The 26892-nt window shown below is 37.2% G+C and carries 24 protein-coding genes and 1 riboswitch; of the genes, 14 read left to right on the top strand and 10 right to left on the bottom strand.

Going from position 1 to position 26892, the window contains the following annotated elements:
• Nucleotides 1-7: 7 nt before the first annotated feature.
• Genes AC3CH7_RS06155 through AC3CH7_RS06140 form a run of 4 tightly spaced genes read left to right on the top strand, consistent with a single transcriptional unit; the run spans nucleotide 8 to nucleotide 6213 of the window.
• Nucleotides 8-1003 carry an AAA family ATPase gene (locus tag AC3CH7_RS06155; protein WP_012293051.1) on the top strand — a complete coding sequence of 332 codons (996 nt, stop codon included), beginning with the start codon at nucleotides 8-10 and terminating at the stop codon, nucleotides 1001-1003.
• Nucleotides 1000-1875, top strand: coding sequence for a DUF58 domain-containing protein (locus AC3CH7_RS06150; RefSeq protein WP_031418833.1), 876 nt, complete (start codon nucleotides 1000-1002; stop codon nucleotides 1873-1875). Before AC3CH7_RS06155 ends, AC3CH7_RS06150 begins: the two co-directional genes overlap by 4 nt.
• A gap of 11 nt (nucleotides 1876-1886) precedes the next feature.
• Nucleotides 1887-3632 carry a vWA domain-containing protein gene (locus AC3CH7_RS06145; RefSeq protein ID WP_488381620.1) on the top strand — a complete coding sequence of 582 codons (1746 nt, stop codon included), beginning with the start codon at nucleotides 1887-1889 and terminating at the stop codon, nucleotides 3630-3632.
• Entirely contained in the window at nucleotides 3616-6213 is a 2598-nt protein-coding gene (locus AC3CH7_RS06140) for a VWA domain-containing protein (protein ID WP_488381619.1), read from the top strand. The genes AC3CH7_RS06145 and AC3CH7_RS06140 overlap by 17 nt, the downstream gene beginning before the upstream one ends.
• A 76-nt stretch (nucleotides 6214-6289) precedes the next feature.
• Here the strand turns inward: AC3CH7_RS06140 and thiW are convergent, their stop codons facing one another.
• The 7 genes from thiW to AC3CH7_RS06105 all read right to left on the bottom strand — a co-directional run bounded on the left by thiW (nucleotide 6290) and on the right by AC3CH7_RS06105 (nucleotide 13072).
• Nucleotides 6290-6796, bottom strand: coding sequence for an energy coupling factor transporter S component ThiW (gene thiW / locus AC3CH7_RS06135; RefSeq protein ID WP_488381618.1), 507 nt, complete (start codon nucleotides 6794-6796; stop codon nucleotides 6290-6292).
• A gap of 94 nt (nucleotides 6797-6890) precedes the next feature.
• Nucleotides 6891-6998: riboswitch (TPP riboswitch) on the bottom strand.
• A gap of 59 nt (nucleotides 6999-7057) precedes the next feature.
• Nucleotides 7058-8254: an MFS transporter gene (locus tag AC3CH7_RS06130; protein WP_012293057.1), complete on the bottom strand. Its 1197-nt coding sequence runs from the start codon at nucleotides 8252-8254 to the stop codon at nucleotides 7058-7060.
• 488 nt (nucleotides 8255-8742) lie between these two features.
• Entirely contained in the window at nucleotides 8743-9816 is a 1074-nt protein-coding gene (locus AC3CH7_RS06125; protein ID WP_012293058.1) for an ABC transporter substrate-binding protein, read from the bottom strand.
• Nucleotides 9813-10610, bottom strand: a complete 798-nt coding sequence (locus AC3CH7_RS06120; RefSeq protein WP_036160896.1) for an ABC transporter permease — start codon at nucleotides 10608-10610, stop codon at nucleotides 9813-9815. Before AC3CH7_RS06120 ends, AC3CH7_RS06125 begins: the two co-directional genes overlap by 4 nt.
• Nucleotides 10607-11416 (bottom strand): ABC transporter permease, encoded by an 810-nt coding sequence (locus AC3CH7_RS06115; RefSeq protein WP_031418839.1) that lies wholly within the window; start codon nucleotides 11414-11416, stop codon nucleotides 10607-10609. Before AC3CH7_RS06115 ends, AC3CH7_RS06120 begins: the two co-directional genes overlap by 4 nt.
• Nucleotides 11406-12512 (bottom strand): ABC transporter ATP-binding protein, encoded by a 1107-nt coding sequence (locus tag AC3CH7_RS06110; RefSeq protein WP_031418840.1) that lies wholly within the window; start codon nucleotides 12510-12512, stop codon nucleotides 11406-11408. Before AC3CH7_RS06110 ends, AC3CH7_RS06115 begins: the two co-directional genes overlap by 11 nt.
• A 17-nt stretch (nucleotides 12513-12529) precedes the next feature.
• Nucleotides 12530-13072 carry a helix-turn-helix domain-containing protein gene (locus tag AC3CH7_RS06105; RefSeq protein WP_012293063.1) on the bottom strand — a complete coding sequence of 181 codons (543 nt, stop codon included), beginning with the start codon at nucleotides 13070-13072 and terminating at the stop codon, nucleotides 12530-12532.
• Between the two features lie 406 nt (nucleotides 13073-13478).
• On the opposite strand from AC3CH7_RS06105, the gene AC3CH7_RS06100 reads away from it, so the two are divergent.
• The 7 genes from AC3CH7_RS06100 to AC3CH7_RS06070 all read left to right on the top strand — a co-directional run bounded on the left by AC3CH7_RS06100 (nucleotide 13479) and on the right by AC3CH7_RS06070 (nucleotide 18803).
• Complete coding sequence (locus AC3CH7_RS06100) at nucleotides 13479-14021, top strand: peroxiredoxin (RefSeq protein WP_004224676.1); 543 nt, start codon at nucleotides 13479-13481, stop codon at nucleotides 14019-14021.
• Nucleotides 14022-14200: 179 nt separating this feature from the next.
• A complete protein-coding gene (locus AC3CH7_RS06095; protein WP_012293064.1) occupies nucleotides 14201-14656 on the top strand; it encodes a TlpA family protein disulfide reductase in 456 nt (151 codons plus the stop codon).
• Nucleotides 14657-14809: 153 nt separating this feature from the next.
• Entirely contained in the window at nucleotides 14810-15472 is a 663-nt protein-coding gene (locus tag AC3CH7_RS06090; RefSeq protein WP_031418843.1) for a potassium channel family protein, read from the top strand.
• Between the two features lie 6 nt (nucleotides 15473-15478).
• Nucleotides 15479-15958 carry a hypothetical protein gene (locus AC3CH7_RS06085; protein WP_012293066.1) on the top strand — a complete coding sequence of 160 codons (480 nt, stop codon included), beginning with the start codon at nucleotides 15479-15481 and terminating at the stop codon, nucleotides 15956-15958.
• 133 nt (nucleotides 15959-16091) lie between these two features.
• Entirely contained in the window at nucleotides 16092-17195 is a 1104-nt protein-coding gene (locus tag AC3CH7_RS06080) for a GNAT family N-acetyltransferase (protein WP_036160900.1), read from the top strand.
• Between the two features lie 126 nt (nucleotides 17196-17321).
• Entirely contained in the window at nucleotides 17322-17816 is a 495-nt protein-coding gene (locus AC3CH7_RS06075) for a GNAT family N-acetyltransferase (protein ID WP_012293068.1), read from the top strand.
• A gap of 15 nt (nucleotides 17817-17831) precedes the next feature.
• Complete coding sequence (locus AC3CH7_RS06070; RefSeq protein WP_488381617.1) at nucleotides 17832-18803, top strand: S66 family peptidase; 972 nt, start codon at nucleotides 17832-17834, stop codon at nucleotides 18801-18803.
• Between the two features lie 35 nt (nucleotides 18804-18838).
• Here AC3CH7_RS06070 and AC3CH7_RS06065 read toward each other — a convergent pair whose 3' ends face one another.
• From AC3CH7_RS06065 to AC3CH7_RS06055, 3 genes are all read right to left on the bottom strand, one after another.
• Nucleotides 18839-19384 (bottom strand): GNAT family N-acetyltransferase, encoded by a 546-nt coding sequence (locus AC3CH7_RS06065; RefSeq protein ID WP_488381616.1) that lies wholly within the window; start codon nucleotides 19382-19384, stop codon nucleotides 18839-18841.
• A gap of 142 nt (nucleotides 19385-19526) precedes the next feature.
• Nucleotides 19527-19730: a hypothetical protein gene (locus AC3CH7_RS06060; RefSeq protein WP_012293071.1), complete on the bottom strand. Its 204-nt coding sequence runs from the start codon at nucleotides 19728-19730 to the stop codon at nucleotides 19527-19529.
• Nucleotides 19731-19864: 134 nt separating this feature from the next.
• Nucleotides 19865-21127, bottom strand: a complete 1263-nt coding sequence (locus AC3CH7_RS06055) for a dicarboxylate/amino acid:cation symporter (protein WP_031418848.1) — start codon at nucleotides 21125-21127, stop codon at nucleotides 19865-19867.
• 402 nt (nucleotides 21128-21529) lie between these two features.
• Here AC3CH7_RS06055 and AC3CH7_RS06050 point away from each other — a divergent pair, with 402 nt between their 5' ends.
• The 3 genes from AC3CH7_RS06050 to mprF all read left to right on the top strand — a co-directional run bounded on the left by AC3CH7_RS06050 (nucleotide 21530) and on the right by mprF (nucleotide 26662).
• Entirely contained in the window at nucleotides 21530-23131 is a 1602-nt protein-coding gene (locus AC3CH7_RS06050) for an ATP-binding protein (RefSeq protein ID WP_488381615.1), read from the top strand.
• A complete protein-coding gene (locus AC3CH7_RS06045; protein WP_031418850.1) occupies nucleotides 23132-23839 on the top strand; it encodes a response regulator in 708 nt (235 codons plus the stop codon). It abuts the gene before it with no gap.
• 300 nt (nucleotides 23840-24139) lie between these two features.
• On the top strand, nucleotides 24140-26662 hold the full coding sequence (gene mprF, locus AC3CH7_RS06040; protein WP_036167314.1) for a bifunctional lysylphosphatidylglycerol flippase/synthetase MprF: 2523 nt from the start codon (nucleotides 24140-24142) through the stop codon (nucleotides 26660-26662).
• Nucleotides 26663-26892: the final 230 nt, after the last annotated feature.

The raw sequence follows: 26892 nt of genomic DNA, 5'->3' as shown, positions 1-26892 counted from the left end.
AAATGAAATGGCATTTACAGAGCAACAATATGTAGAAATGAGTACAAAATTACAACAAGTAAAAGATGAAATTCATCGTTTTATTGTAGGGCAAGAAGATGCGATTGATTATACTTTGTATGCTGTACTAGCAGATGGTCATGCATTATTAGAAGGTTTACCAGGCTTAGGGAAGACGATGTTAATTCGTACAATTTCTGAAGTTCTTGACTTATCGTTTTCACGTATACAATTTACACCGGATCTTATGCCGGCGGATATAACTGGGACAAGTATGATTGAACGCACCCCAGATGGTAAACAACAATTTACGTTTCAGCCTGGCCCTATTTTTAGTCAGATGGTGTTAGCAGATGAGATAAATCGCGCTACACCCAAGACTCAAAGTGCTTTGTTAGAAGCAATGGGAGAAAAAACGGTAACGATTTTGGGCGATACAAAAAAAATGGCGAGACCATTTTTCGTGTTAGCGACTCAAAATCCGATTGAAATGGAAGGCACATATCCGTTACCTGAAGCACAGATGGACCGTTTCCTTTGTAAAATTCTTGTCCCCTATCCGGAAAAAAATGAGCTAATGGAAATTATGAAGCGAACGACAGGTGCTCAGGAAATTGGCTTACAGAAACTGATGAATACAGAGGCTCTAATAGAAGCCCAGCAAATGGTGAAGGAAGTGCTGGTTGCTGATGAAATGCTTGAATTTGCAACCGATTTAGTAGTGGCAACGCACCCAGAAAGATCTGATGCTCTGGACGAGGTCAAGCAATATGCGATGTATGGCAGTGGACCTCGTGGTTTGCAAAGTTTAATAAAATTAGCAAAAGCTAGAGCGCTGATGAATGGTCGGTTCCATGTTTCAGTGGCTGATATTAAATCAGTAGCAAAACCTGTATTACGTCATCGGATGCTATTGAACTATGAAGGGGAGGCTTCAGGAAAAACAGCAGATGATGTCATTGATGTTATTTTAGAAAAGGTTCAACAAGGTGTTAGCAAGTGACAGCCAACTACTTATTGCCCGAAGACTGGTTAGCGAAAATCAGTCGTTTTCAAGTAGCTACTGCCTCCAAGCTACGCGGGCAGCATAAAGGCTCGCATCGTTCACAGCGCTTTGGGGCATCCCTCGATTTTTCGGATTTTCGAGAATATCATTTAGGTGATGATGTACGACAAGTGGATTGGAACGTCTTTGCCCGAACGGATAAATACTTTATTAAAAGATTTTTAGATGAACAAGAAATGCGCGTACACATCCTACTCGATACCACAAAATCAATGAGCATGGATGCCAAGTGGACTTTTGCTCGTCAAATAGTGGCATCCCTTGGTTTAATGGTACTTGGTAGAGACGATCGTTTATCTTTTTCATTTTTACAAGATGAAACGAAGCCTCCATTTCGTCGCAAGGGCGCCATGTATCGCCGAGCATTTTTACAAATAGTAACAGATATAGAGGAAGCGAGTTATTCAAATCCTTTTGCACAGGGTGCCTTAAAGGCTTTACCAAAGGATAGTACAGTGTTATTTATTGTTACAGATGGTCTAGAGTCAATTGAAGAATGGGAGCAACTTTTAAAAAGGCTACCACGCTATGCTGGCGATGTACGTATACTACAAATAGTGACGGAAGAAGAACTATCACCAAATTATTCAGGGGATGTGCGTCTTCTTGATCGTGAAACAGGTAATGAAGTCAATGTGACAATGTCCACTAAAGTACTAGAAACCTATCATGCAAGACGTTTATTACATGAAGAAGAGTTTGAAGCTATTTGTCGTCGTTTCGGCATTCGAAAATTACAATTGAAGGTGGAAGATGGTTTGCAACAGGCAATCTTTCAGCAATTATTAAAAGCACATTGGATTAGGTGAGGTGAGCCGTATTGGGCTTTAGTCAAATTATGTTTAGCTGGACGGCCATCATCCCGGTCATTGTCCTACTCTATTATTTCTTTCGAAAAAAATATACAGATCAGCCGGTCTCTTCAACACTTTTCTGGTCTGAGATTATGCAGGAAACACGGGTATCTCCTTATTTAAAGCATTTGCAAAAGAATGCCCTACTTTATTTACAGTTACTAGCATTGTTGCTTCTTGTGTTGGCACTCATGAATCCCTATGTGAAAAAATCAACGATTGTTGGTGAGCAAACTATATTTATTGTGGATACTTCTGCAACAATGTTAGCTGGTAAGGGGCAATCTACCTTTGACACACATAAACAGGAAATGCTGACGCTTATAGATGAATTAAATGGGAGACCAGTCACGTTAATTACGACTGGTTCAGCACCAAAAGCGATTTTGCAGCAAGAGACAAATGTTAAAGAAATCGAAAAAGGTATTAAAGACTTACAAGTAACCTATGAAACGGCAGAAATGGATAAGGCGCTAGATGTGGCACAAGCATTTGTAGGAGATACACCGACTTCCATCTATGTATTTACAGATGCACTCGATAAAAAACAACTACCTATGAATAAGGACTCCGTTAAATGGCTAGTAAGAGGTGCTGCGAAGGACTTAACAAATATTGCTATTACTCGATTTGCTGCAACAACAGATGGACAGGCTACAATGGCGCTTGTGCAGCTTCATAATGATACAGACAACGAGCAAAAGGTCACACTAGCATTACTAAATGAAGAGGGTAAAGAGTTAGTAGCTGAGAATATCGCTGTTCCTCCAAAGGAAGCGATAACAAAAACCTTCAAGGAGTTACCTGTAGAAAAATCGATGACAGCGATTATTGATGCGCAAGATGATTATGACGTAGATAATCAACAAACGGTTTTACTACAAACGGCTACTTCAAAAATTGTGGTTGATCAGGGCATGCATCAATTGATTCAAAAAGGATTTCAATCCGTAAGTACGGGTGTGAAAATCGTTCCGCCTTTACAAGTAGTAGACAATCAGGATGCCACGGTGATCACTAATCAAGCTGAATTGCTGGAAAAGATGGTCAAACCTCTTGTGTTATTTGGCCGTGATGATGCTGAAAAAGTAGAGGTAAGTGGCATAGTAAGTACTAAAAGTGATGCTTTATTTGCTTTTAGTGAGCTCAAAGATGTTTATGTTAGCGCCTTGTATCCTGGATTTACAAATTATGAAACTATCGCTACTGTTGGAGTAAAGCCGTTTATACAGCGCTCTCCTAAAGGGGATATCGTCGTCTTAGCAGATATTGCAGATACGGATTGGCCACTACACCCATCATTCCCGTTATTCTTATGGAGTACTGAACAGCAGTTATCAGAATCCATTGGTTCACTCGGTATTTTCACACCAAATGAACAAAGAGCAGTAGCTTTAGCGCAGGAAGACTGGAGCGTATATTCACAAGAAGATGAATTTCTATCATTGGTTACGGATGGTATGCTAACTGCGCCAACAAAACCTGGCATCTATTTTGTGCGTTCTAATAATGAAGAAAAACATTTTATTGTACAATTGCAGGCGCAAGAACGTGTTATTGAGCAAGGAACAAGCTATACATTAGGGGATATTTCTGATAACGGAAAGGCTGAGATTTCGAAGGCTTCTTTTGTCCCTTGGCTAATTCTTATTATTTTAGTTTTACTTGTTTTAGAGTGGGAGGTGCAACGACGTCGTGGATTTACGAATTGATATGCCATTCATATTGTTGCTATTACTTCCATTACTCATCTATTTTGGTTGGACCTATTGGCGAGAACGACAGCGACTAAAAAAGAGTCATGCTTTCGTACTTATGATTCGCATGCTAGCGGTAGGCTGTTTAGTTTTCGCATTGGCAGGGCCGTATCTTTTATTACCTATAAAAGAAGAACAAATCGTGTATCTAGTTGACCGCTCAGCTTCCATGAATGGGACTGAAGATGAGATGGTACAGTTTATACAGGATAGTTTACAATCGAAAAAAGATGAACAGCTTGCAGGGCTGTATTCATTCTCATCAACATTACAAACAGAAGCCATTATGACTAAAACATTAAAGGAAGTACCAAAGTTTACGGAAATAAAGGCTACTGATCAAACGAATATAGAACAAAGCCTGCAACTTGCCACAGGTATTATAGATCCGAAAAAAGCAACACGCCTTGTGCTATTAACAGATGGCAATGAGACAAAGGGAAGTGCTTTAGATTTCGCCACGAAGTTTAAAGGCTCCAATATTAGTGTGGATGTTGTGCCCTTCAGTCAGCCTGTTGTGAATGATGTTTCATTAAAAAGCTTTGTGTCCCCACAAGTTGCCTATGTAGGTGAGCAACAACAACTGGTAACAGAAGTGCATGCAACAACAGCTGGACAAGGCGAGCTATTATTATATGAAAATGATGAACTGATTCATCGTGAGGGAGTCGAGCTAGCCGAAGGAACGAATATGTTTACCTATAAACATGCAGCGACTGGTGAAGGGCTGGTGAAATATGAAGCCGTTGTTCAAGTAGGACAGGACGCAATATTTGAAAACAATAAATTAACAAGTGTCACAATGGTACAAAGCGAACCACATTTACTCATTGTGAATGGCTATGAAACAGCTTCACCAATAGCGGCGGCACTTGGTCAGCAATCAATAGGCTATGATGTAAAATCACCTGAAAGCTTGCCAAATGAACTCTCCAGTTATTTGCAATATAATGCCATTATTTTTGATAATGTACCGGGACATTTAGTCGGTGAGGCAAAAATGAGTGTGATAGAGCAAGCAGTCAAAAACTTTGGTGTTGGTTTTGCAATGGTGGGTGGAGAAAATAGCTTTGGTTTAGGTGGTTATTTTAAAACACCAATTGAAACTTTATTACCTGTTGAAATGGAGATAAAGGGGAAAGAACAATTACCTTCACTAGGACTTGTCATTGTACTAGACCGTTCTGGCAGTATGTCAGGATCCAAGCTAGAGCTTGCAAAGGAAGCGGCTGCACGATCAGTTGAAATGCTACGTGATGAAGATACATTAGGATTTATAGCATTTGATGATCGTCCTTGGGAAATTATAGAGACTGGACCTTTGAATAATAAAGAAGAGGCAGTGGATACCATTTTATCCGTTACACCAGGAGGCGGAACAGAAATCTATGGTTCACTTGCAAAAGCATATGAAAACCTAGCAGATATGAAACTGCAACGTAAGCATATTATTCTTTTAACGGATGGACAATCGCAGCCAGGAAATTATGACGATTTAATTGAACAAGGAAAAGATAACGGAATAACCTTATCGACAGTAGCTATTGGTCAAGACGCGGATGCAAACTTATTGGAAGCTCTGAGTGAGATGGGGAGTGGACGTTTCTACAATGTTATCGATGAGCAAACTATTCCGTCCATTTTATCTCGTGAAACGGCCATGATTTCCCGTACGTACATTGAAGATAATCCATTCTATCCTGTACTGTATAATGCAGGGGGATGGAATACGCTATTTGCCAATGGCGTTCCACAAATGAATGCTTATATTGGAACAACCGCAAAGCAGGGTGCTACCGTCGTGGCTGAAAGCGAAAAGGAAGATCCAGTATTAGCACAATGGCAATACGGTCTTGGCAAAACATTCGCATTTACTTCTGATTCAACAGGAAAGTGGTCAGGAGACTGGGCAAGATGGCAGGACTGGGGCACATTTTGGCAAACGCTTATTTCGCAAATGCTCCCAAGTTATAATGACGTTGCCTACGATGTAAGAGTAGAATCAGATGGATCCTTTATGATTACAGACCCTACAAATGAAGCAGCATTTTTAGATATTGTGGCTGTTAATGAAGCGGGTGAAGAGCTAGACACACAGCTTGAAACTATATCAGCCTCTCAGGTGCGAGCTGTGGTACAAGCTGAGCCGGGGTTAATCTTCTTCCGTATCGCTGATGAAAAGGAAACGATTTATCAGGCGGGATTAAGTGTTCCTTACAGCGCTGAATATGAACTTCTTCCTGTTAATGATAAATTAATAGAAGAAATAACCGAACAAACAGGTGGTGCTGTTTTAAAAGAACCACAAGAAGTGTTCCGTGACTTTACAAAGCAAGGGGCGGATCGTCAAAACATTGCCACATGGCTTCTCCTTGCAGGTATGCTCTTATTCTTTATTGATATAACAATAAGGCGCTTTGGCTGGAATTTCCTAACGAAGTCGAAGAAAAAGGAGCAACTGGTAGAGGATCTCCCTGTACAAGCAGAAGACACGAATGTAGCACAACTATTAAAGGGTATGAAAAAACGCCAATAATTTAGTTTAGATGAAAGCAGTGCGAATTTCGCACTGCTTTTTGTACATTCATGGAAAAAGAAATCCTTCCACGACACTATTTAATAAAGAGAGTAGGATTAAAATATCTTACTAGCACCGTTTTTCGCAAACTGCTAGCTACTAAAATGCCTAAAATTGCTCCAATTGTACTTGATATTAAAAAGGCAGGCATAAAAAACAAGGCTGCTACGGAAGTTTCCATTAGTACCTTTGCATAGGGCACTGCTACAAGTGATGCTAGAAGACCAGTGCCAATCACTTCACCCAAACCAGCAAACCAAATTTTACCGTTATATTTATAGGCAAGCCCTGCGCATAATGCACCAATAATACTACCAGGAATGGCTAAAAGAGAGCCTGTCCCTGTAAGGATTCGAATAATGGCCGTAACAAAGGCAACTACAACTGTAGATACGGGTCCAAGTATAATGGCTCCTATTACGTTAATAGCGTGCTGCACCGGATAAGCACGAGCAATCCCAGTTGGAATGGAGATAAAAGTAGAACCTGCAATAGCAATCGCTACTAATAAAGCCATAATTGTTAATTTTCTAATAGACATGTTAGGTGTACTCCTTTTCATTTTAGCCACTAGGAAAATGAAAAAAGCCGCTTCCTTCAAACGACAGGAAGCGGCCTTGCTTATACACTGAAAATAGCAAGAAGCGCCACTTCCCTCCGCTAGTATGAACTAGATCAGGTTCGAAGGGTCCGTATATAACCATATACGTCTCAGCCTTTAGAAGACTCCCCTAGTGGTAAGTATTTTTCTATTTTTTAGAAGTGTAACATATTTCAATAAATAGTCAATAAGAGTTACCTATTAATGTGAATCTGGATGCATAAGCTGAGGCGCCTTTTTCAATGTCCAAATCAGGGCAAGGAAGAAGCAAGCTAATAAGATAATGGCACCAAAAATATAAGGACTGTTCATATTCCAGTCAAATAAAAAACCAGCCAAAGCGGGTCCAATCATATTTCCTAGACTCATATAGGCATTATTCAAGCCGGCTGCGAATCCTTGCTCTTTTTCTGCAAGTTTTGATATGAGAGTATTAACAGCTGGACGAATCAACGTTGTCGCCGTAGAGAAGATGGTTGCAACAACTAATATTAGTGCAAAACCAGAAACAAATAATATTAAGAAAATAGCAACGGCCGCAATAAATAAATTGACCAAAACTACTTTCATTTCACCAAACCGTTTAAAGAGTGGCGTAATAATAAACATTTGTACAATTACCCCAAACGCACCACCAACAACTAAAATGATGGCAATATCGCCAGGTGAGTAATTAAATTTCTCTGTCACAAATAGTGATAAGGTCGTTTGGAAGTTAGCAATCCCAAATGAGAATACCATCATAATAATTAACATAACAAAATAAGGCATATGTACAGAGCGAGCCATCTGTTTTACCAGATTATCTTGCTTTTGTCTATTTTGCGCAGTATTTGGCTTTGTAGATGGTAATAAAAAGTAAGATAAAATAGCCGCTAAAATGGCGGCAGCTCCCGCCATGAAAAATGGAAAATGTAAGCTAACCTTTGCAAGGAAACCACCAATTCCAGGGCCAATCATAAAGCCGAAAGACATAGCAGCTCCTAACAAACTCATTCCTTTTCCGCGTTCTTCATAAGTTGTCACGTCTGCTACAAAAGCCATAATAGGAGGTGCTACAAATGCAGAGCCAAGGCCACCTAAAAAACGTGCTAAAAAGAGCATCCATACATCTGTAGAAAGGCCAAAACCGATTTGTGCAAGTCCTGTTAGTATAAGACCGAAAATAATTAAATTTTTCCGCCCATACTGGTCCGAAAGATTCCCAGCAATTGGAGAAAATACGAATTGTGCTAAGGCGAACGTTGCAATAAGCATGCCTAGAACTTGTCCTGCTGCTCCAAATATTCTTAAATATTCAGGCATTACAGGAATAATAATTCCAATACTCCCCATTGCGATAAACATGTTAAACATTAAAATATACAAAGCCGCCTTATTGGACTTCTGCTGGGTCATCGACAAGCCCCCCTTTTTGTAATCAAATATAGTACAGTCTATCATAAAGAATTATGGCTGGCTAATAGTTGAGATTGCTGTAACTGGTTCGATATGTAGAATGATTTTCCAGAAAAGCTTTTATCTCATAAAAATTCGGGGTGTGGAGTGAGGAAGAGAATTGCTTTTTCTAGAGACTTGAAATAGGGAGAGTAAAAAACTAGTGAAAATAAATAATTTCGTTTGCCATTACCTATAACCGTGTAGATGAAAGTTAAAGATGAAGTTATAATGCGCAGGTGTCGTACGACGTAGATTCAAGGTCTTTTTATGGATAAAGAAAAACTAAAGATTGCTGGCATCTTGAAAAAATTGATGATACCTAGACGAAGGGGGATTGTATGATCGACAACTGGTTACTAGTAGAATTGCTTTCTAAATATAGCGATACAAATGAATGCTTAAATAAAAAAGGCGAATTGGTTTGTAGACCAATTCGCTTTTATAAATTATCGAATACTCATTTTAAATTCTAAAAACAGTTCATTATATTTTCCTAAGTAATCTGGACCTAAGTTTTTGTATACCTCTAAGGTATCACGTTGGTCCTCAGATGGGTAGTAGCGTTCATCTGAAACTACTTCTGGGTCCATTAAGTCCATCGCAGCAATATTTGGCGTTGAATAGCCAACATAATCGGCATTTTGAGCACCGGATTCTGCACTTAGCATAAAATTGATGAAGGCATGTGCACCATCAATATTTTTCGATGTTTTGGGAATAACCATATTATCGAACCATAGATTGGAGCCCTCTTCAGGAACAGCAAAGTCCAACTCTTCATTTTCAAACATCATGTCTGCTGCCTGACCAGACCAAGTGAGGGCTACTGTTGCTTCGTTATTAATCATTAATGGTGTAATTTCATCCCCAATGATCGCTTTTACGTTGGGCGCAAGTGTAATCAATTTGTCAGTTGCTTCCCGTAGTTCATTGTTATCCAATGAATTCAAGGAGTGTCCAAGACTATTTAACCCCATCCCAATCACTTCACGGGCACCGTCTACTAAAAATACTTTTCTTTTTAATGAAGGATCCCATAAATCGTCCCAAGAAGAGAAATCTAAATTTCCAACTAGTTTTGGATTATAGACAATCCCTACTGTTCCCCAAAAGTAAGGAACTGAATATTGATTGTTATCATCGAATGGTAAGTCTAAAAAGTAAGGGTCGATATTTTTTAAATTCGGTATTTTTGCTTTGTCTAAAGGAATCAATAAATTATCTTCCTTCATTTTTTCAATCATATACTCAGAAGGAACAGCAATATCGTAAGCTGTACCACCTTGCTGTATTTTTGTCATCATAGCTTCATTAGAGTCAAATGTTTCATAGATGACATGAATACCTGTTTCTTTTTCAAATTCCTTCAATAGATCAGGGTCAATATACTCTCCCCAGTTAAAAATGGTTAAAGTGTCTTTTCCACTTTTACCGCCACCTGCACTTAAGGCGTCAGCAGCATAGAATAAAAGGGCAGAAACAACAAGGATAGCGATGGTCGCTTGAATTAATGACTTCATTGTTGTCCCTCCGTTCTTTTGCTTGTACGACTTGTAATGAAGTAATAACCAACCACAACGATAACGGTTACAAAGAATACTAATCCAGAAATAGCGTTAACTGTGAGAGATATTCCTGCGCGAGCCATCGAGTAGATTTCTACCGATAATGTACTGAAGCCATTGCCGGTTACGAAAAATGTCACAGCAAAATCATCTAATGAATACGTAAGAGCTAGGAAGAAACCTGCAAAAATACCTGGCTGAATATACGGTAAAATGACACGCATCATAACATCCTTTTTGGTTGCTCCTAAATCTAACGCTGCATCAATTAGTGATTTATTCATTTCTAACAATTTAGGTAAAACCATTAACACTACAATCGGTACACTAAACGCTACGTGTGCTAATAATACTGAAGCAAAGCCTAATTTAATGCCAACCATTGTAAATAGAATTAAAAAGCTTGCCCCAATGATGACATCTGGACTGACAATTAAAACATTGTTTAGGGACAATAATGTATTACGCATTTTTGAATCTTTGACAGTGACAATACCAATTGCTCCTAATGTTCCAATAATAGTAGAAATTAAAGCAGATAGTAATGCTACGATAACAGTATTGATTAAAATAACAAGTAGCCTTGAATCTTCAAAAACAGCCTGATAATGCTCTAAAGTAAAGGACTCAAAGTTATTCATGGAGCCACCACTATTGAACGAATAAAAGATTAAATAGAAAATGGGTGCATACAGAACGACAAAAACAATCGTTAAATAGACTTTGGCTGATGCAGAGAGTTTGTTCATCGTACGCGACCTCCTTTATCTTTTTGTCCCGTAACAAGCATAATGATGACCATAAATAAAATTAAGAACACGGCAATAGTTGAACCCATCCCCCAATTTTGTGTCACAAGGAATTGCTGCTCAATCGCTGTACCAAGCGTGATAACACGATTTCCTGCAATTAAGCGAGTAATCATGAAAAGTGATAGAGCAGGGATGAAAACAACCTGAATACCTGATTTAACACCATCCATTGTCAATGGTAAAACAACGCGACGGAACGTTGTAAAGGCAGATGCGCCTAAATCACGAGATGCATAAATAAGTGTCGGATTTAAACGATCTAAAGAATTAAATATCGGTAAAATCATAAACGGAATAAAAATGTACACGGATACAAAAACAAAGCTAATATCCGTAAAAAGCATTTGCTTTGGATCAAAGCCAAACACTTCGATAAATGCATTAATTGGCCCGTATAAACCAAAGATGCCGATAAAGGCATATGTTTTTAACAATAAATTAATCCATGAAGGAATAATAATGAGCAGTAACCAAAGCTGCTTATGTTTCGTTTTTGTTAAAAAGTAAGCAGTTGGATATGAAATTAATAATGTAAATAATGTAATTAAAAATGCATACCAAAACGAGCTTAATGTCATTTTTAAGTAAACAGAAGTGAAGAACGCTTTATAATTATCGAGCGTGAAATTGCCATGTAAATCGAGTAGGGAATAATAAACAACGAGTGCAATCGGCGCGATAACAAAAAAGGCGATCCATAAAACATATGGAAATAACGCTGATTTTGATGGCTTAGTTTGCATCTTCGTCGTCTCCGTAGGATTCTAATCGTTTATCGAACTCTTCCTCTGTTTCATTTAAACGCATTACATGAATGGACTCTGGATCAAAGTCTAAGCCGATTTCTGTCCCTACTTCAGCTTTTTTCAACGAATGGACTAGCCATTCATTGCCATCTTTATCATACGTAGATAGCTCATAATGGACGCCACGGAATAATTGTGTATCTACTTTTACTACAAGCTTCCCTTTATCTATAGTTGTCATTTCTAAATCCTCTGGGCGTATAACAATATCAATTTTCTCATTTGGTTTCATACCTTGGTCAACACATTCGAAAATCTTACCAGCAAATTCAACCTTAAAATCTTCAATCATGACACCGGGTACTATATTGGATTCACCAATGAAATCTGCCACGAAGCGATTAATAGGTTCATCATAGATATCTACTGGTGTACCAGATTGTTGAATTTGCCCTTCACTTAAGACGAAAATTTCATCACTCATAGCAAGTGCTTCTTCCTGATCGTGAGTAACGAAAACAAAGGTCTTGCCAAGACGTTGCTGTAATTCACGCAATTCGTATTGCATTTCTGTACGCAATTTTAAGTCTAATGCAGAAAGTGGTTCATCCAGTAAAATTACTTCAGGGTCGTTAACGATGGCACGCGCAATTGCTACACGCTGACGTTGACCACCAGACATTTCGGAGATTTCACGATTGCCATAGCCTGCTAAATTGACAAATTTTAATGCCTCCGCCACACGTTCTTTTATTTCCTTTTCAGGTAACTTCTTGATACGTAGTCCGAATGCGACATTTTCAAATACATTTAAATGAGGAAACAGCGCATAATCTTGAAAAACAGTATTCACCTGACGTTCATTGGCAGGAACAGAATTTATTTTTTTATCATGGAAAAACACATCCCCAGTTGTAGGTTCTGTGAAACCAGCAATAATTCGTAAAATGGTTGTTTTTCCACAACCAGATGGGCCAAGGAGAGTATAAAATTTGCCCTTTTCTAGTTCCAAGTTGATATTCTTTAAGACGACTGTTCCGTCACTATAAGACTTGGATACATTTTCAAAACGTATAATAGAATTCATTGTCATTGATGCGCCTCCTTAAGCTATAAATATGAATCCGTTGCAACGAGTAAAATTTTCGTCTCAGCAGCATGGGCATTAAAAATTTGATGATGGTCTGTCGCGTCAAAATAAAGAGCATTGCCTTCACTAGCGATATATTGTTCATTCCCTAAAACGAGACGAATACGCCCCTTAACTACATAAATAAATGTTTCTGATAGTGATGGCTCAAATTGCTTGAATTCGCCATTGGCTTCAAATGTTAAGAAAATGGGCTCCATTTCTTTTTCGTTGGATGTTGGAATGAGCCATTGAATTTCGTATTTTTTCTCTTCATCTGTAAAGATGGACTGATCTTCCTCCGTATAAACTACCTTTTGTTCAGGTGATTCATCATCAAAAAATTCCTTGGGTGTGGACCCTAACACTTCTAATATTGAAAAAAGTGTTTCAATAGAAGGTGAATTCAAATCACGCTCTAATTGGGAAATATAGCCCTTACTTAAATCTGTACGTTCTCCAAGTTCCTCTTGGGTAAGACCTTTTTTTAAACGAAGCGCTTTAATTTTTGCTCCTATTTGCATCTTTTCCCTCCTAGAAGAAGTTTAGCAATCATAAACTTTTGAAATATGAAGTTTACTTTAACGAAACTTTTAGTTTACTAAAACCATTACAATTATACATAATAAATAAAAATTTGCAATCGTTATTTATGAAAAAAATCGCTGTAAAATGTTAAAAAAAGAGTCATAAATGTAGTGGAGAAAAAAATTGTATAAAGAAGAATATAATTGTTAAAAATAGCTAATAAATAGGATGTAGCAGAAATTCCAATTTCGGATTTGACAATTTTTTGTCGCCTTATTTCAATCGTGTAATTGGGCGGAGCTTACTTGTTTGAAAAACTACGTTTACTCTGCTATCGTAGAAGACGAGTTCGCTTGTGCGAATGGAATATATAAACTACATATTTATTCGGAGGGATTTATTATGGCAGAACGCATGGTAGGTAAACAAGCACCTGACTTTACAATGGAAGCAGTACTTTCAGACAAATCATTTGGTAAAGTATCATTAGAAGATATTAAAGCACAAGATAAATGGACAGTACTTTTCTTCTATCCAATGGACTTCACATTTGTATGTCCAACAGAAATCACTGCAATGAGTGATCGTTATGACGAGTTCGAAGACTTAGATGCAGAAGTAATTGGTGTTTCTACTGATACAATCCACACTCACTTAGCATGGATTAATACAGACCGTACTCAAAATGGTCTAGGTGAATTAAAATACCCATTAGCTGCGGATACAAACCATCAAGTATCAAAAGAGTATGGTGTGTTAATTGAAGAAGAAGGTATCGCGCTACGTGGTTTATTCATCATTAATCCAGAAGGTGAATTAAAATACCAAACAGTATTCGATAATAATATCGGCCGTGATGTTGATGAAACATTACGTGTACTTCAAGCACTACAAACTGGCGGTCTTTGCCCAGCAAACTGGCGTCCAGGTCAAGCAACTCTATAAGAGCATAGAGTTGAGTCATGCTGTAACAAAAAAAGAGTCCCCACGACATGTTTGTGGGGACTTTTAAGTGAAGTGGCGAGTGCTAATTTACTTTATCTTAGATGGCAATAGAGTTTGGGGAGGAGTTTTAACCAAATCTTAAGCATCTAAAGAAAATGATCTATTAGAGGAGGATTTTTATGAAACTTCGTGAACAAATGCCTGAACTAGTTGGCGCAACAACTTGGTTAAATGGCGAAGTAACAAAAGCGGAACTAGTAGGCAAAAAACCAACATTAATTCATTTCTGGTCAGTAAGCTGTCATTTATGTAAAGAAGCTATGCCTGATGTTAATAATTTCCGTGATCAATATAAAGATGAACTAAATGTTGTAGCAGTACATATGCCGCGTTCTGAAGCAGATACTGATTTAGAGACAATTAAGGCAGTAGCGGCTGAGCATGATATTTCGCAACCAATCTTTGTGGATAGCGAAATGAAATTAACAGATGCTTTTGAAAACCAATATGTACCTGCTTATTTTGTGTTTGATAAAGATGGTCAACTGCGTCATATGCAAGCTGGTGGTAGTGGTATGAAAATGTTAGAAAAACGTGTAAATCGCGTACTAGATGAAATGCGTAACGCTGAATAATTATAGTAGGTGATGACGGGGATGAAGGTCCTCGTCTTTTTTTATGTTTGGAGGGTTGTCCAACAATGACGAATCGCGTCTTGTTTTGACAATACATATCACAAAGAATACGCTACAATGATGGTATAGTAGTTTTCGGAGGGATTTTTTATGATGAAAAAAGAGTTTGCGGTCATTGGGCTTGGACGTTTTGGGGGAAGTATTGTTCGTGAATTAATGAGTCAGGGTGCTCAAGTGATGGCAATTGACCATTCCTCAGAGCGTGTAGACGAATTTGCTTCTATTGCGACACAAGCTGTCATTGCAGATTCAACAGATGAATCGGTCCTAAATTCATTAGGTATCCGTAATTTTGAACATGTGATTGTAGCCATTGGGGAAGATATTCAAGCAAGTATTTTAACAACCATTATTTTAAAAGAAATTGGTGTTGAGCAAATTACAGTAAAGGCTCAAAATGATTACCATGAAAAAGTATTGCGTAAAATTGGTGCTGACTTTGTAGTCCATCCTGAAAGAGATATGGGTATTCGTATTGCTAATAATATGCTATCGAATACAGTACTAGATTACTTAGAGCTTTCAGATGAACACTCTATTATGGAATTAAAGGCGAATGATGCCATTGCGGGATATTCTATTATGGATTTAGATATTCGAGCAAAATATGGTATTAACATTGTAGGGCTTAAGCGTGGTGCTGATATTATTGTATCACCACAGGCAAGTGATAAGATTTTATTGGGAGATATTATGCTTGTAATCGGTGCTGACGTTGATATAAATCGTTTTGTCAAAAAGGCATTGAATGGGTAATTGTCCATGACTAAACGAAGATGGAGACTTATTATATTTGCAGCTATTTTACTGATTGGTATTTTTGTTATGCAGTCTCGTGAAAAAAATGAGAAGGAATCGATTTCTCTTATTTTAGATCAAGCCGCCAAAATTGATTCAATTGAAATATTTCAAGGGGAACAACCTGTATTTCGAGCAATCAACGGCGAGGCGAAAAACTTCGTCGAGAAATACCCATTAAGTCATGTAAAGAAGCTTTCTAAAAAAGAACGAACATTCTTTGAAGAAGAGCCAGCCTATCATATTGTTTATAAAATAAAGGACAAGCCGCTTTATGAAGTGGACATTTTAAAGGTAGCGATTAGCTCTGAACTAAGCGAAGAATTACAACAAATGGTTTTTCCTATCGGTGACGGTCACTATATGATTTATTGGACTCAAGAGAAAAAAGCTTTAGAACAATCAACCAATACTCAGCGTTTACTGGAGACATATCAACATTAATGAAGGTAGTGACACAGCATGTCCGGCTGGTCACTATTTTTTTATTTGTAGGTATGTGTTGTTTGGAAAAAATTGTTTGATTTCAGTATGGTAGTTCGATTAAACTTTGACATAAAGAAGGGGGTAAAAATATATGAAGTTTATGTCTAATCGATGTGTGATCGAACGTATACAACCAGAACACTTCATAGATATTCAGGGGCTCTACACAAATGAAAGCGTCAGAGAGTATCTTGGAGGAGTTCCACAAAAAAACTATATTGAAGCTTCTTTTCGAGGCATGCTAGAGGCACCATTTCCTAATACATATTTTTATATTTCATTAAAGAAGACGGGGGAATTTATAGGCCTTGTATCCATTGATGAGTATCATGAGCAAGAGATGTATGAACTTTCCTATCAATTTTTACCTCAGTATTGGGGGAGGGGGTTAGCATTCGAAGTGTTAACACAAGTGATAGAGGAAGGTTTGAAGTATTTAAATATCTCTTCTATCGTGGCAGAGACACAAACTGTTAATCATGCATCCTGTCGCCTACTCGAAAAGCTAGGGATGAAAAAAGTACAGGTACTTGAAAGATTTGGTCGAGAGCAAGCGGTCTATGAATTTAAAAAAACGAGTGCTGTCACTAGACAAATCGTTGCCATATCAGGCGGAGGATTTTCTCAGCAAATCCCTTCCTTTATTGACCATTATATTTTGAGTCAAATTAAGACAAATGAACGTATCAAAATTTGTTTTATTCCAACAGCAAGTAATGATGCACAGGGGTATATCGACAAATTTTATTCAGCATTTACACATTGTGACGCTACTCATATTTTGCAAAAGGACATGAATGACATACAAATTCGAGAAAAAATATTGGCACAGGATATTATCTATGTAGGTGGGGGAAATACCAAGCTTCTTTTAGATAAATGGCATGCCTATCAGTTCGGGGAGTTATTGAAGGAAGCTTATAAAAGCGGTGTTATTTTAGCTGGCATTAGTGCTGGGGCAATGTGTTGGTTTGACAAATGCTTTAGTGAAAATCAAAACAATCATTATGAGGAATACAACGGGCTAGGGATATTATCAGGAACATTTTGTCCACATTATGATGATCCAGAACGAAGCATGCTATTTAATAGCTGGCTAAAAAATAATGCAACATTGCAGGCATATATGCTGAATGATGCAGAGACGCTTCATTTTAACAATGAAAAATTAGTTGCTAAAATCCAATGCTATTAAAAGGGAAGGAAATTATGGTCAGGTCAAACATGCTAAAGCTTTAAAAGCAGAGATAGGGGGTTTTAGATAAACATATATTTATTTTCTAATGGATAAAGACAAAAAATAGGAAGTGAGGTTCTTGACATGCTAATACGAGAAGCAACAAGAAATGATAGTGCTCAAATTATAGCTGTTATGAAAAATGCGGAAGCATCTAATTTGATGTTATTTGGTCCTGGCGAACGAAAAATGGCGCCTGAGCCGTTTGCAAATTATTTAGAAAAGCTAAATCATAGCCGTCATTCAGCCTTATTCGTAGCTGAAATAGATGATACGGTGGTCGCATATTTAATTGCACAAGGTAATGAAGCATCCAGAATTGCTCATCGTGCCTATCTTGTCATTGGCATCCAGAGTAATTATAGAGGCAGAAAAATTGGAACAGCCTTATTTAATCATGTAGAAAAATGGGCAAAAGATAATAGTATTCATCGTCTCGAGTTAACGGTGATGGAAAATAATGAAGCTGGAATTGCTTTATATAAGAAAATGGGCTTTGATATTGAGGGAATGAAACGGGATTCCTTGTATGTGGATGGACAATATATCAATGAGTATTACATGTCAAAACTTGTATAAGAAAAGGAGTAGGAGATGACTACTATCGGTATTTTTTCACCGTCCTCTCCAGCGACGGTTTCTGCGTCAAAACGTTTTGAGCGTGCGAAAGCATTTCTAGAAGAGAGAAATTTTCATATTGTAGATGGTTCTCTTACTGGCAAATCCGATTATTATCGCTCGGGCTCACCTAAAAAACGAGCAGAAGAATTAAATGAATTACTTCGCAATCCAAGGGTGGATATTATTATGTCTACGATTGGAGGTACCAATTCCAATAGTATGCTACCTTATATTGATTATGAGGCTTTCCAACGAAACCCAAAAATCATTATAGGCTACTCTGATGCAACAGCTATTCTACTGGCGCTTTATGCGAAGACAGGTATCTCAACATTTTATGGTCCAGCGTTCGTGCCTTCCTTTGGCGAGTTTGAGCCATTAGTCAACGATACATACAAATATTTTGAGGCGTATTTCTTGCAACCCCAAGTGCTTCCTTATGAAATACAAAAGCCCCCTTACTGGTCAGATGAGCCAGTCAATTGGCTAGAGAAAACAGTGGAGAAAAAGTTAATCAAAAATGAATGGATAACCGTCCGAGAGGGAGTTGTAGAAGGGAGGCTAATTGGGGGAAATGTTAATGCCATGTATGGTTTTATTGGTACGCCTTATTTCCCAGTAATTGCTGAAGGCGACATTTTATTAATAGAAGATTGTATGAAAAATGCGGCGATTGTGGAAAAGAATTTTGCGATGCTCAAATTGCACGATATTTTGGACAAAATCAGTGGAATTATTTTGGGCAAGCATGAATGTTATGATGATCTAGGGACCGGACGCCAGCCTTCCGATATATTACTTGAACAATTGGACGGTATAATGATGCCTATTTTGGCTGAAGTGGATATTTGTCATACACAGCCTATGCATCCGATAGCAATTGGTAAACGAGTGAGGCTAGATGCTACAGCTAGAAAGATTTATTGTATCGAACAATGGTTATAGTACAAAGCCTTGCTAATTTGGCAAGGCTTTATTTGTTATGGGTTCCTTGTATCATCATCAGTTATAGCGTACATTTTCACATTTTTATATTGACCCTTGACGAACATACTTTTGCGTAACAGCCCTTCAATTTGCATTCCAGATTTCTCCATTACCTTTTGAGAGCTTATGTTTTCTTCAAAGCATCTCGCTTGAATACGTACGAGCTTTAATTCCTGAAATCCAAAGTCAATCAGCTTTTTTGTGGCTTCCGTTGTCATTCCTTTATTCCAATAATCCTCCGAAAGAACAAAACCGATTTCCCCACATTTATGGGTGTTATCAACTGTAACAAAGTCAATTGTCCCAATTAGAGTCCCTGAATATTCAATTCCCCAAAGTAAATGATTGCCTTGCTCGTACCCATTTAAAATGAACGTCAAAAAAGCTTTAGTATCCTCTATACTTGTATGGGCATGCCATGTTACATAACGGGCTACGCTTTCTCGAGAAGTATAATCGAACATAGCCTCGACATCATGCTGTGTAACAGGTCTTAAAAGTAGTCTTTCTGTTTTCAAAATGGGTACATTATATTTCATGTAATCCCCTCCTTTAACATTATTGTATACAAAAAAGCTGACCTCAGAATGAATGGGGCCAACTTTTTATAAAGGGGAGATGGGTGAATACACATACACATACACATCATCTGTGGACACATCTTCTATGCGTAATCTCATTTTACGGATAGCGTTTATCGGTTGCAGAGGAGTCCTTTGTTTTCGTTTTATGCTGTTCATCTTTGACTTTTTCATTTAGTTCTTCGACAGGTATAGGATCAACGGTTTTCATATCCTCATGTTTATCAAAAATACTTTCCTTCCCTGTATCCAACACATCAGGATTGTTTGTATAGCGCGTTTTTGATTGCTTTTTATTAGTCATTTATAATCACCTCTTACTATACACTTTCACCATTTTACTAGAGTTTAAACATAATCGTTTTCCATAGTCTACCCTTGAAAAAAAACATAAGAAGGGCAGTGAAACAGCCGTGGCTGTCATCACTACCCTTTTTCTTAGGATACTATAGTGGCCTTTCCTTGAAGGGCACGTTCTTCCATCGTGACATCAAATTCTTTTTCGGATTTCGATACTACCACACAAGCAACGCCATTACCAATTAAATTTGTAACAGCACGAGCCTCTGACATAAAACGATCGACACCAATTAAAAGTGCTATTCCTTCCACTGGTATCATTGGGAAAGCAGCTAAAGTCGCTGCTAATGTAATAAATCCTGATCCGGTTACACCCGCTGCACCTTTAGAAGTAATCATTAAAATTCCGAGTAATGTAATGATTTGAATCCAAGTTAGGTCCATCCCGTATGCTTGTGCAATAAACAGGGCTGCCATTGATAGATAAATAGAAGTCCCATCTAGATTGAATGAATACCCAGTAGGAACGACTAAACCTACAACCTGCTTTGAGCAGCCATAATTCTCTAGCTTTCGCATCATAGATGGTAGAGCTGATTCAGAGGAGGATGTCCCAATTACTAAGAAAATTTCATCTTTGATGTAAGCAATAAATTTAAAAATATTGAATCCAAAAAACTTTGCAATGCCACCTAAAATAAAGACAACAAATAAAAACATTGTAATATATACGGCAGCCATTAATAGACCTAGATTACCTAAGGATTTTAATCCAAAGTTCCCAATTGTATAGGCCATTGCACCAAAAGCTCCAATTGGTGATATTTTCATCACCATACTGACAATCTTGAAGAAGATTTCTGCTACTTGCTCAAAGAATGTGATGACTGGTTTTGCAGGTGCTCCGATTGAGGCAGCTGCTAAGCCAAATAAAATAGCAGAGAATAGGACTGGTAATAGTTGACCAGTTGCCAATGCACCCACTACATTTTCGGGAATAATACTAGAAATAAATGCACCCAAGCCTTGCTCAGATTCAGCCGCAGCAGTTGTATATTTCGAAATATCAGCATCAGACGCACCTGATGTATCTAATCCAGTACCAGGACTTACAATTAAAGCAACAGCAATTCCGATTGCTAAGGCAATTGTGGAAACTATCTCGAAGTAAAGTAATGCCTTACCTCCGATTTTCCCAACCTTTTTCATATCCCCCATACTGCCAATTCCAATAACAACTGTTAGGAAGATAATTGGGGCAATTAACATTTTAATTAATTTAATGAATAGATCTGCTAAGATTTTTAAACTAGCACCGAACTCGGGGAAAATGGCACCAACAATAATCCCAAGGATGATAGCCACAATAACCTGAACAGTTAAATTTTTCAGTATCCTCATTTTTTGCTACCTCTTTTCTAAATTTTCTCTTTGATATCGCTTTCACTAGAATCATCATAGCGAATACTTCTTAAAAAAAGAGATTTAGAAAATAAGAAACATAACGTTCATTAAGTACATTTTCTTACATTCACATATAAATATAGTAATATCAATAACTATCTCTGTTATGGTACGCTAAAGTTAATCTATTATTGTTATAATACAAAAACATAAAATAAAAAAAGAGTTCATTGTAAATGGTCGAATTATAATATTGTTCATTAAATTCAATATTTTCTGCTATTTATATAGACTAAAGGTGTTGTCAAAAGAATTTTTTGCAGATAATCTTAAAACCATATCGTAAATATGTGTGCCACTACTAATGAGAATGCGAATTTGAAAGGAAGGATTTATTGAATGATGAAAATGCCTGTAAACGGCAAAATACTGTTAATGACATTTTTAATCATTGCACTCTCCTTTTTACTAGGTGGTATTTTTGTACTCGGTAACTTATTATCTGAACAGGAAAAAGATTACGGTCAGCGAGCAATGCTTGTAGCACGAACTGTATCGAATGTACCAGAGTTAAGTGTGCATTTGAACAATGACAATATAAAAGAATCCGCCAAAAATATTAATAAAATTGTAGATGGCATTAGAGTGATTAATAAGGCAGAGTATATTGTTGTGATGAATATGGATCGTATTAAACTATCTCATCCAGTAAGTAAGGAATTAGGACAGCGCAGTGAGTCGCAGGATTTAAATGCGGCATTTAGTGAGCATTATTATGTTTCGAAGGCACGTGGAGAATCAGGTGTCATGATACGGGCTTTTGTCCCCATTATTAATGACAAAAGGGAGCAAGTGGGCATTATAGTAGTTGGCTATTCATTACCGACACTGCTAGAAATGCTACAAAGCTATGAGCGAGAAATTATGATAACTATTGTTATCTCACTGATTTTCAGTATTTTTGGCGCATATACACTTGGACGGCATATAAAAAAACAAATGTTTGGGCTAGAACCTCATGAAATTGCCAAAATGTATGTGGAAAGAACAGAAACCTTTAATGCTATGCATGAGGGAATAATAGCCGTTGATAAGGAGATGAATATAACGATTTTTAATGAGAAAGCAGCTGATATTTTAGGTGTTACTCGGAAAATAGAGGACTGTATTGGACAAAAGATTTATGATGTTTTGCCGGATACTCGCCTGCCTGAAATTGTTGAAACAGCAACTCCTGTTTATGATCAAGAGCTTTACATTAATCATCATAGTATCTTAAGTAATCGTGTCCCCATTATTGTGAATGGCGAGCTAGTTGGGGCAGTTGCTATGTTTAAAGATTTAACAGCTGTGAAGAAGCTTGCAGAGGAAGTGACAGGTGTAAAGGCCTTTGTTCAAGCATTACGTGTGCAAACCCATGAGCATAAAAATAAAATTCATACGATTGCAGGACTATTACAACTGGGACACACAAAGCAAGCACTTGAATATGTTACAGTCACCACTGAAAATGAAGCATCATTGACGAAGTTCTTAAACGAACGCTTTCATAATGAAAATATTTCAGGTTTGTTATTAAGTAAAGTAAGTTATGGAAAAGAACTGGGTATCGAGGTTGAGATTGATCAGAAAAGTCATTTTAAACGCTTTCCTCCTCTATTAGATCATCATGATTTTGTTGTGTTACTCGGCAATTTAATTGAAAATGCTTTTGAGGCTTTGAATGTCCTTTCTAAAGAAGATAAATATGTAGCCATCTCTGTAGACGAGCATGATGGAGTCTTAGCGATAGCAGTTTCTGATAATGGGATTGGCATGTCCAAAGAGGTACAGGATCGTATGTTTGAAAATGGATTTTCTTCAAAGGCTGCTGAAAATCGGGGCATTGGCTTGCATCTAGTCTATGAAATTATAAGAAAAGGCAACGGAGATATAGAAGTAGTGAGTGAATTTATGAAAGGAACAAGTTTCTTAATTTTATTTGAGTTAGGAGAAGTATAGATGGATGTAATAAATGTCTTATTAATTGAAGATGATCCAATGGTACGAGAAGTGAACAGGCAATTTATTGAGCAAATCAAAGGTTTTTCTTTAGTCGGCTATGCTAGTAATGGTATTGAGGGAATTCAAAAAATTAAACAATTAACCCCAGAGCTTGTCTTTATAGACATTTTTATGCCAGAGCAAGATGGCATTATTACGTTAGGGAAAATTCGAGAGGAGCATCTTCCGGTCGATGTTATCGCTGTAACTGCTGCGAATGATATGCCCACTGTGCAGCGTATTTTACACTTAGGTGTATATGATTATATTATGAAGCCTTTTACATTTGAGCGGATTGAGCAAACATTAAAAAATTATCGAAGCTACAGAAAAAAAATAAGCGGTATGCAGGATTTAACCCAGCATGATGTGGATCATTTAATGCAGCAACGTCTCCCTGAGCAAGTTGTTATTACAACAGCAGGAACGGAGGCAATTACTATAGAGGAGCTACCAAAGGGGTTTAATCGAGCTACGTTAGATAAAGTGTTTGCCTATATTCAAACAAGTGGTGGGGCAGTATCTGCCGAGGAGGTTTCTACTTATATAGGTACAGCACGTGTTACAGCTAGACGTTATCTTGACTTCTTAGAAAAGCAAAGTCTATTAAAAGTAGATATACAATATGGAAGTGTAGGACGTCCTATTCATCGTTACTATATCTAATCATTAGTTATGTTAGATTTATCGGTTGTATGGTCATTCACTTTACTGTATGCGACTCTAAAAAATTAGAGCCAATAATGGTCATTTTTATTTCTCTAATTATAGAGGGATGAAAATGGCCCTTTTGATGTTGGTTAGTTAGGAGTATAAAATTGTTCTATATAGTTTATTTATTAATGAATAGTAGTACCTTACTTTGACAATACATATAGCAAAGAATACGTTACAATATGGAAATAGTCTGTTACCTTAAATAGGTAATAGAAAGTTTAGTTAGATTATGGGAAGTAGGTTTGGCATATGTTTACCGTTCGAAAAGAGGCACTGTTGAAATTATTAAAAATTATTTTCCCAATAATACTTTTGGGGATAGCTATTTATGAAATTCAACAAACAGTGAGTGGGATAGATGTTCATTTACTACAAAAAGAAGTGAATGAGCTTCAGCTATGGGAGCTTTTATTGATCTTTCTAATCACCTTTTTAGCGATTACCCCAATGATTTTTTACGATGTTATTTTAGCAAACATCTTACGTATCAAGATTAATAAACGTAATCTGCTCAATCATTCATTTATTGTTAATACCTTTTCAAACCTCATTGGCTTTGGGGGATTAGTTGGTATATTTTTACGCGATTATTTTTATACCAAATATAAAGAAGATCAAGAAGGCATGATGCGAAGTATTGCTTCGGTCACACTGTTTTATTTAACCGGAATTTCCTTGTTAACGTGGATTATGTATATATTCTTTTGGGATTTCCCGTTGCTTAAAGAAGAACGATGGTTATCGATTGCCGTAGTTCTTGTCAGCCTATATGTACCAGCTTTTTTGGCGATGTATATAATTCGCTATAAAAAGGAAAGTTCTTTAACACCAAAAATATCAGTTCAATTGATGATCACTTCAGTAGCTGAGTGGCTTGCCGTATTTTTTGTGATCTGGGCTTTAACGTTTATTTTGAAGATTCCAATAGAATTATCTACATTAATTCCCATTTTTTTAATTGCTTCTAGCGCAGGAATAGTCAGTATGATACCTGGCGGTGTTGGCTCCTTTGATCTCGTTTTTTTATGGGGAACACAAAGTATTGGAATTGCTGATGAAAAGGTGTTGTTTCTATTAATATTGTATCGAGTGGGCTATTTTGTTCTACCATTTTTAGTTTCTGTACTCTTATTTATTAAAGAATATTGGATGCGGTGGAATCAATCTTGGGATGACTTACCTAATATTATTTTTCAGAAACTAAGCCATACGCTATTAACCATATTGGTGTTTATATCTGGCATTATTTTATTGCTATCTGCAGCTTTGCCAGGGATACTAAGTCGTCTAAAAATTGCTCAGGAGTTTTTATCCTCGCCCATTATGAATGTATCCCATCAATTGACCGTGGCAGCGGGCTTTATACTGTTAGGGTTATGTAGGGGAATCAAATACAAGGTAAAAAGGGCCTACCAGCTCGCTATTGTTGTGCTAAGTAGTTCGGCGCTATTTTCAATTTTTAAAGGTTTTGATTATGAGGAAGCCATTTTTTTAGTCATTGTCGCAGTGTTATTAATGGTGTCAAAAAAGCAGTTTTATCGAGAAAGTTATGTTTTGACATGGGGAATTGTCATTATTGATTTTGCTGTAGTAACTGTTATTACAGCGATGTATGTGGTAATTGGCTACGTTAATTTGCCCTCTGCCAAAATTCATTTTCCTAGTGCCCTACAAGACTATATGATAACCGATTATCAGGACCTCTTTAATAGTGCGATTATCGGTATTCTGATCGCCATTGTTATTTTTTATATAGGCTATTTTATATGTACACCTAAGAAAATGGTCAAACTTTTATCTCATGAACAAGAGGAAGCTATTAAAAATCATTTGATGTCCTATCAAGGGACGGAGTATTCACATTTAATTTTTTTACATGATAAATTTGTACATTGGAATGATAAAGGAACAGTTTTATTCTCTTATCAAATTTATGCAGATAAGATTATTGTTCTTGGAGATCCGGTTGGTAATGAATCTGATTTTTTATCTGCTATCCAGGAATTTTTGGAAATGGCTGATCGTTATGGCTATACACCTGTATTTTACGAAATTAACAATAAAATTTTCTCCGCCTTACACGAGTATGGATATAGTTTCTTTAAGCTTGGTGAGGAAGCCTTTGTAGATTTAGATAAATTTACATTTACAGGAAAAGAAATGAAGGGTAGCCGAGCAATCAGAAATAAGTTTGAACGTGAAAATTATATAGTGGAAATAATGAGTCCACCTTATTCTCAGGAAGTCATGAAGGAATTGAAAGAGGTATCAGCAAAATGGTTGCAGGGAAGGGCAGAGAAGGGTTTTTCACTTGGTTTTTTTGATGAACATTATTTAAGTACTTCAAATATTGCTGTTTTACGTGGTGCTCAAGGAACGTTTGGCTTTGCTAGTATTATGCCCATGTATGATCAAGGGGAAAGGGTTTCTGTTGATCTTATGCGCTTTAAGCCTGGCTCACCATCTGGAACAATGGATTTCATTTTCCTATCACTATTTGAATGGGCAAAATCGGAAGGTTATCGTGTCTTTAATATGGGGATGTCTCCTTTATCCAACGTCGGACAATCTAGATATTCCTTTTTAAGTGAAAAAATAGCTGCGCAATTCTTTCTACATGGACAGCATTTTTATCATTTTAAAGGATTAAAAAACTTCAAGTTAAAATATGCAGATTTTTGGGTACCCAAATATGTAGCGTATCGGAAAAAATCATCATTACCATTCACGATGGCACAAATCACATTGTTAATCGGTAGCAAGAGAAAATAGTGCCCCTTTAAAATTTCAGAAACAAAACAGTCAGCTGTGTGTTGGCTGTTTTGTTATTTTCATCTGTTAGTCGTTTATTCACTTTCAGCAGGCAAAAGCCTTTTCAATAAGTTTTGTTAGAAGAAAAATGATGATAATTAAAAAAGCCCTGCATGGTGACAGGACTTTCTTAACATCGAGGAAGGTGCTTTGCAGCAGGTTTGCAAACGTCAGTTGATTAACTAGAAGGA

The organism is Lysinibacillus sp. F12, assembly GCF_057773605.1.
Note: the sequence above shows the minus strand (reverse complement) of the source record. Positions and strands in the feature narration are given on the sequence as shown.

What these genes read in the sequence shown, in the direction of transcription:
- AC3CH7_RS06155 (WP_012293051.1), top strand. Translation starts at nt 8, where the DNA reads ATGGCATTTACAGAGCAACAATATGTAGAAATGAGTACAAAATTACAA.
- thiW (WP_488381618.1), bottom strand. Translation starts at nt 6,796, where the DNA reads ATGTCTATTAGAAAATTAACAATTATGGCTTTATTAGTAGCGATTGCT.
- AC3CH7_RS06130 (WP_012293057.1), bottom strand. Translation starts at nt 8,254, where the DNA reads ATGACCCAGCAGAAGTCCAATAAGGCGGCTTTGTATATTTTAATGTTT.
- AC3CH7_RS06125 (WP_012293058.1), bottom strand. Translation starts at nt 9,816, where the DNA reads ATGAAGTCATTAATTCAAGCGACCATCGCTATCCTTGTTGTTTCTGCC.
- AC3CH7_RS06120 (WP_036160896.1), bottom strand. Translation starts at nt 10,610, where the DNA reads ATGAACAAACTCTCTGCATCAGCCAAAGTCTATTTAACGATTGTTTTT.
- AC3CH7_RS06115 (WP_031418839.1), bottom strand. Translation starts at nt 11,416, where the DNA reads ATGCAAACTAAGCCATCAAAATCAGCGTTATTTCCATATGTTTTATGG.
- AC3CH7_RS06110 (WP_031418840.1), bottom strand. Translation starts at nt 12,512, where the DNA reads ATGACAATGAATTCTATTATACGTTTTGAAAATGTATCCAAGTCTTAT.
- AC3CH7_RS06105 (WP_012293063.1), bottom strand. Translation starts at nt 13,072, where the DNA reads ATGCAAATAGGAGCAAAAATTAAAGCGCTTCGTTTAAAAAAAGGTCTT.
- AC3CH7_RS06100 (WP_004224676.1), top strand. Translation starts at nt 13,479, where the DNA reads ATGGCAGAACGCATGGTAGGTAAACAAGCACCTGACTTTACAATGGAA.
- AC3CH7_RS06095 (WP_012293064.1), top strand. Translation starts at nt 14,201, where the DNA reads ATGAAACTTCGTGAACAAATGCCTGAACTAGTTGGCGCAACAACTTGG.
- AC3CH7_RS06090 (WP_031418843.1), top strand. Translation starts at nt 14,810, where the DNA reads ATGAAAAAAGAGTTTGCGGTCATTGGGCTTGGACGTTTTGGGGGAAGT.
- AC3CH7_RS06085 (WP_012293066.1), top strand. Translation starts at nt 15,479, where the DNA reads ATGACTAAACGAAGATGGAGACTTATTATATTTGCAGCTATTTTACTG.
- AC3CH7_RS06080 (WP_036160900.1), top strand. Translation starts at nt 16,092, where the DNA reads ATGAAGTTTATGTCTAATCGATGTGTGATCGAACGTATACAACCAGAA.
- AC3CH7_RS06075 (WP_012293068.1), top strand. Translation starts at nt 17,322, where the DNA reads ATGCTAATACGAGAAGCAACAAGAAATGATAGTGCTCAAATTATAGCT.
- AC3CH7_RS06070 (WP_488381617.1), top strand. Translation starts at nt 17,832, where the DNA reads ATGACTACTATCGGTATTTTTTCACCGTCCTCTCCAGCGACGGTTTCT.
- AC3CH7_RS06065 (WP_488381616.1), bottom strand. Translation starts at nt 19,384, where the DNA reads ATGAAATATAATGTACCCATTTTGAAAACAGAAAGACTACTTTTAAGA.
- AC3CH7_RS06060 (WP_012293071.1), bottom strand. Translation starts at nt 19,730, where the DNA reads ATGACTAATAAAAAGCAATCAAAAACGCGCTATACAAACAATCCTGAT.
- AC3CH7_RS06055 (WP_031418848.1), bottom strand. Translation starts at nt 21,127, where the DNA reads ATGAGGATACTGAAAAATTTAACTGTTCAGGTTATTGTGGCTATCATC.
- AC3CH7_RS06050 (WP_488381615.1), top strand. Translation starts at nt 21,530, where the DNA reads ATGATGAAAATGCCTGTAAACGGCAAAATACTGTTAATGACATTTTTA.
- AC3CH7_RS06045 (WP_031418850.1), top strand. Translation starts at nt 23,132, where the DNA reads ATGGATGTAATAAATGTCTTATTAATTGAAGATGATCCAATGGTACGA.
- mprF (WP_036167314.1), top strand. Translation starts at nt 24,140, where the DNA reads ATGTTTACCGTTCGAAAAGAGGCACTGTTGAAATTATTAAAAATTATT.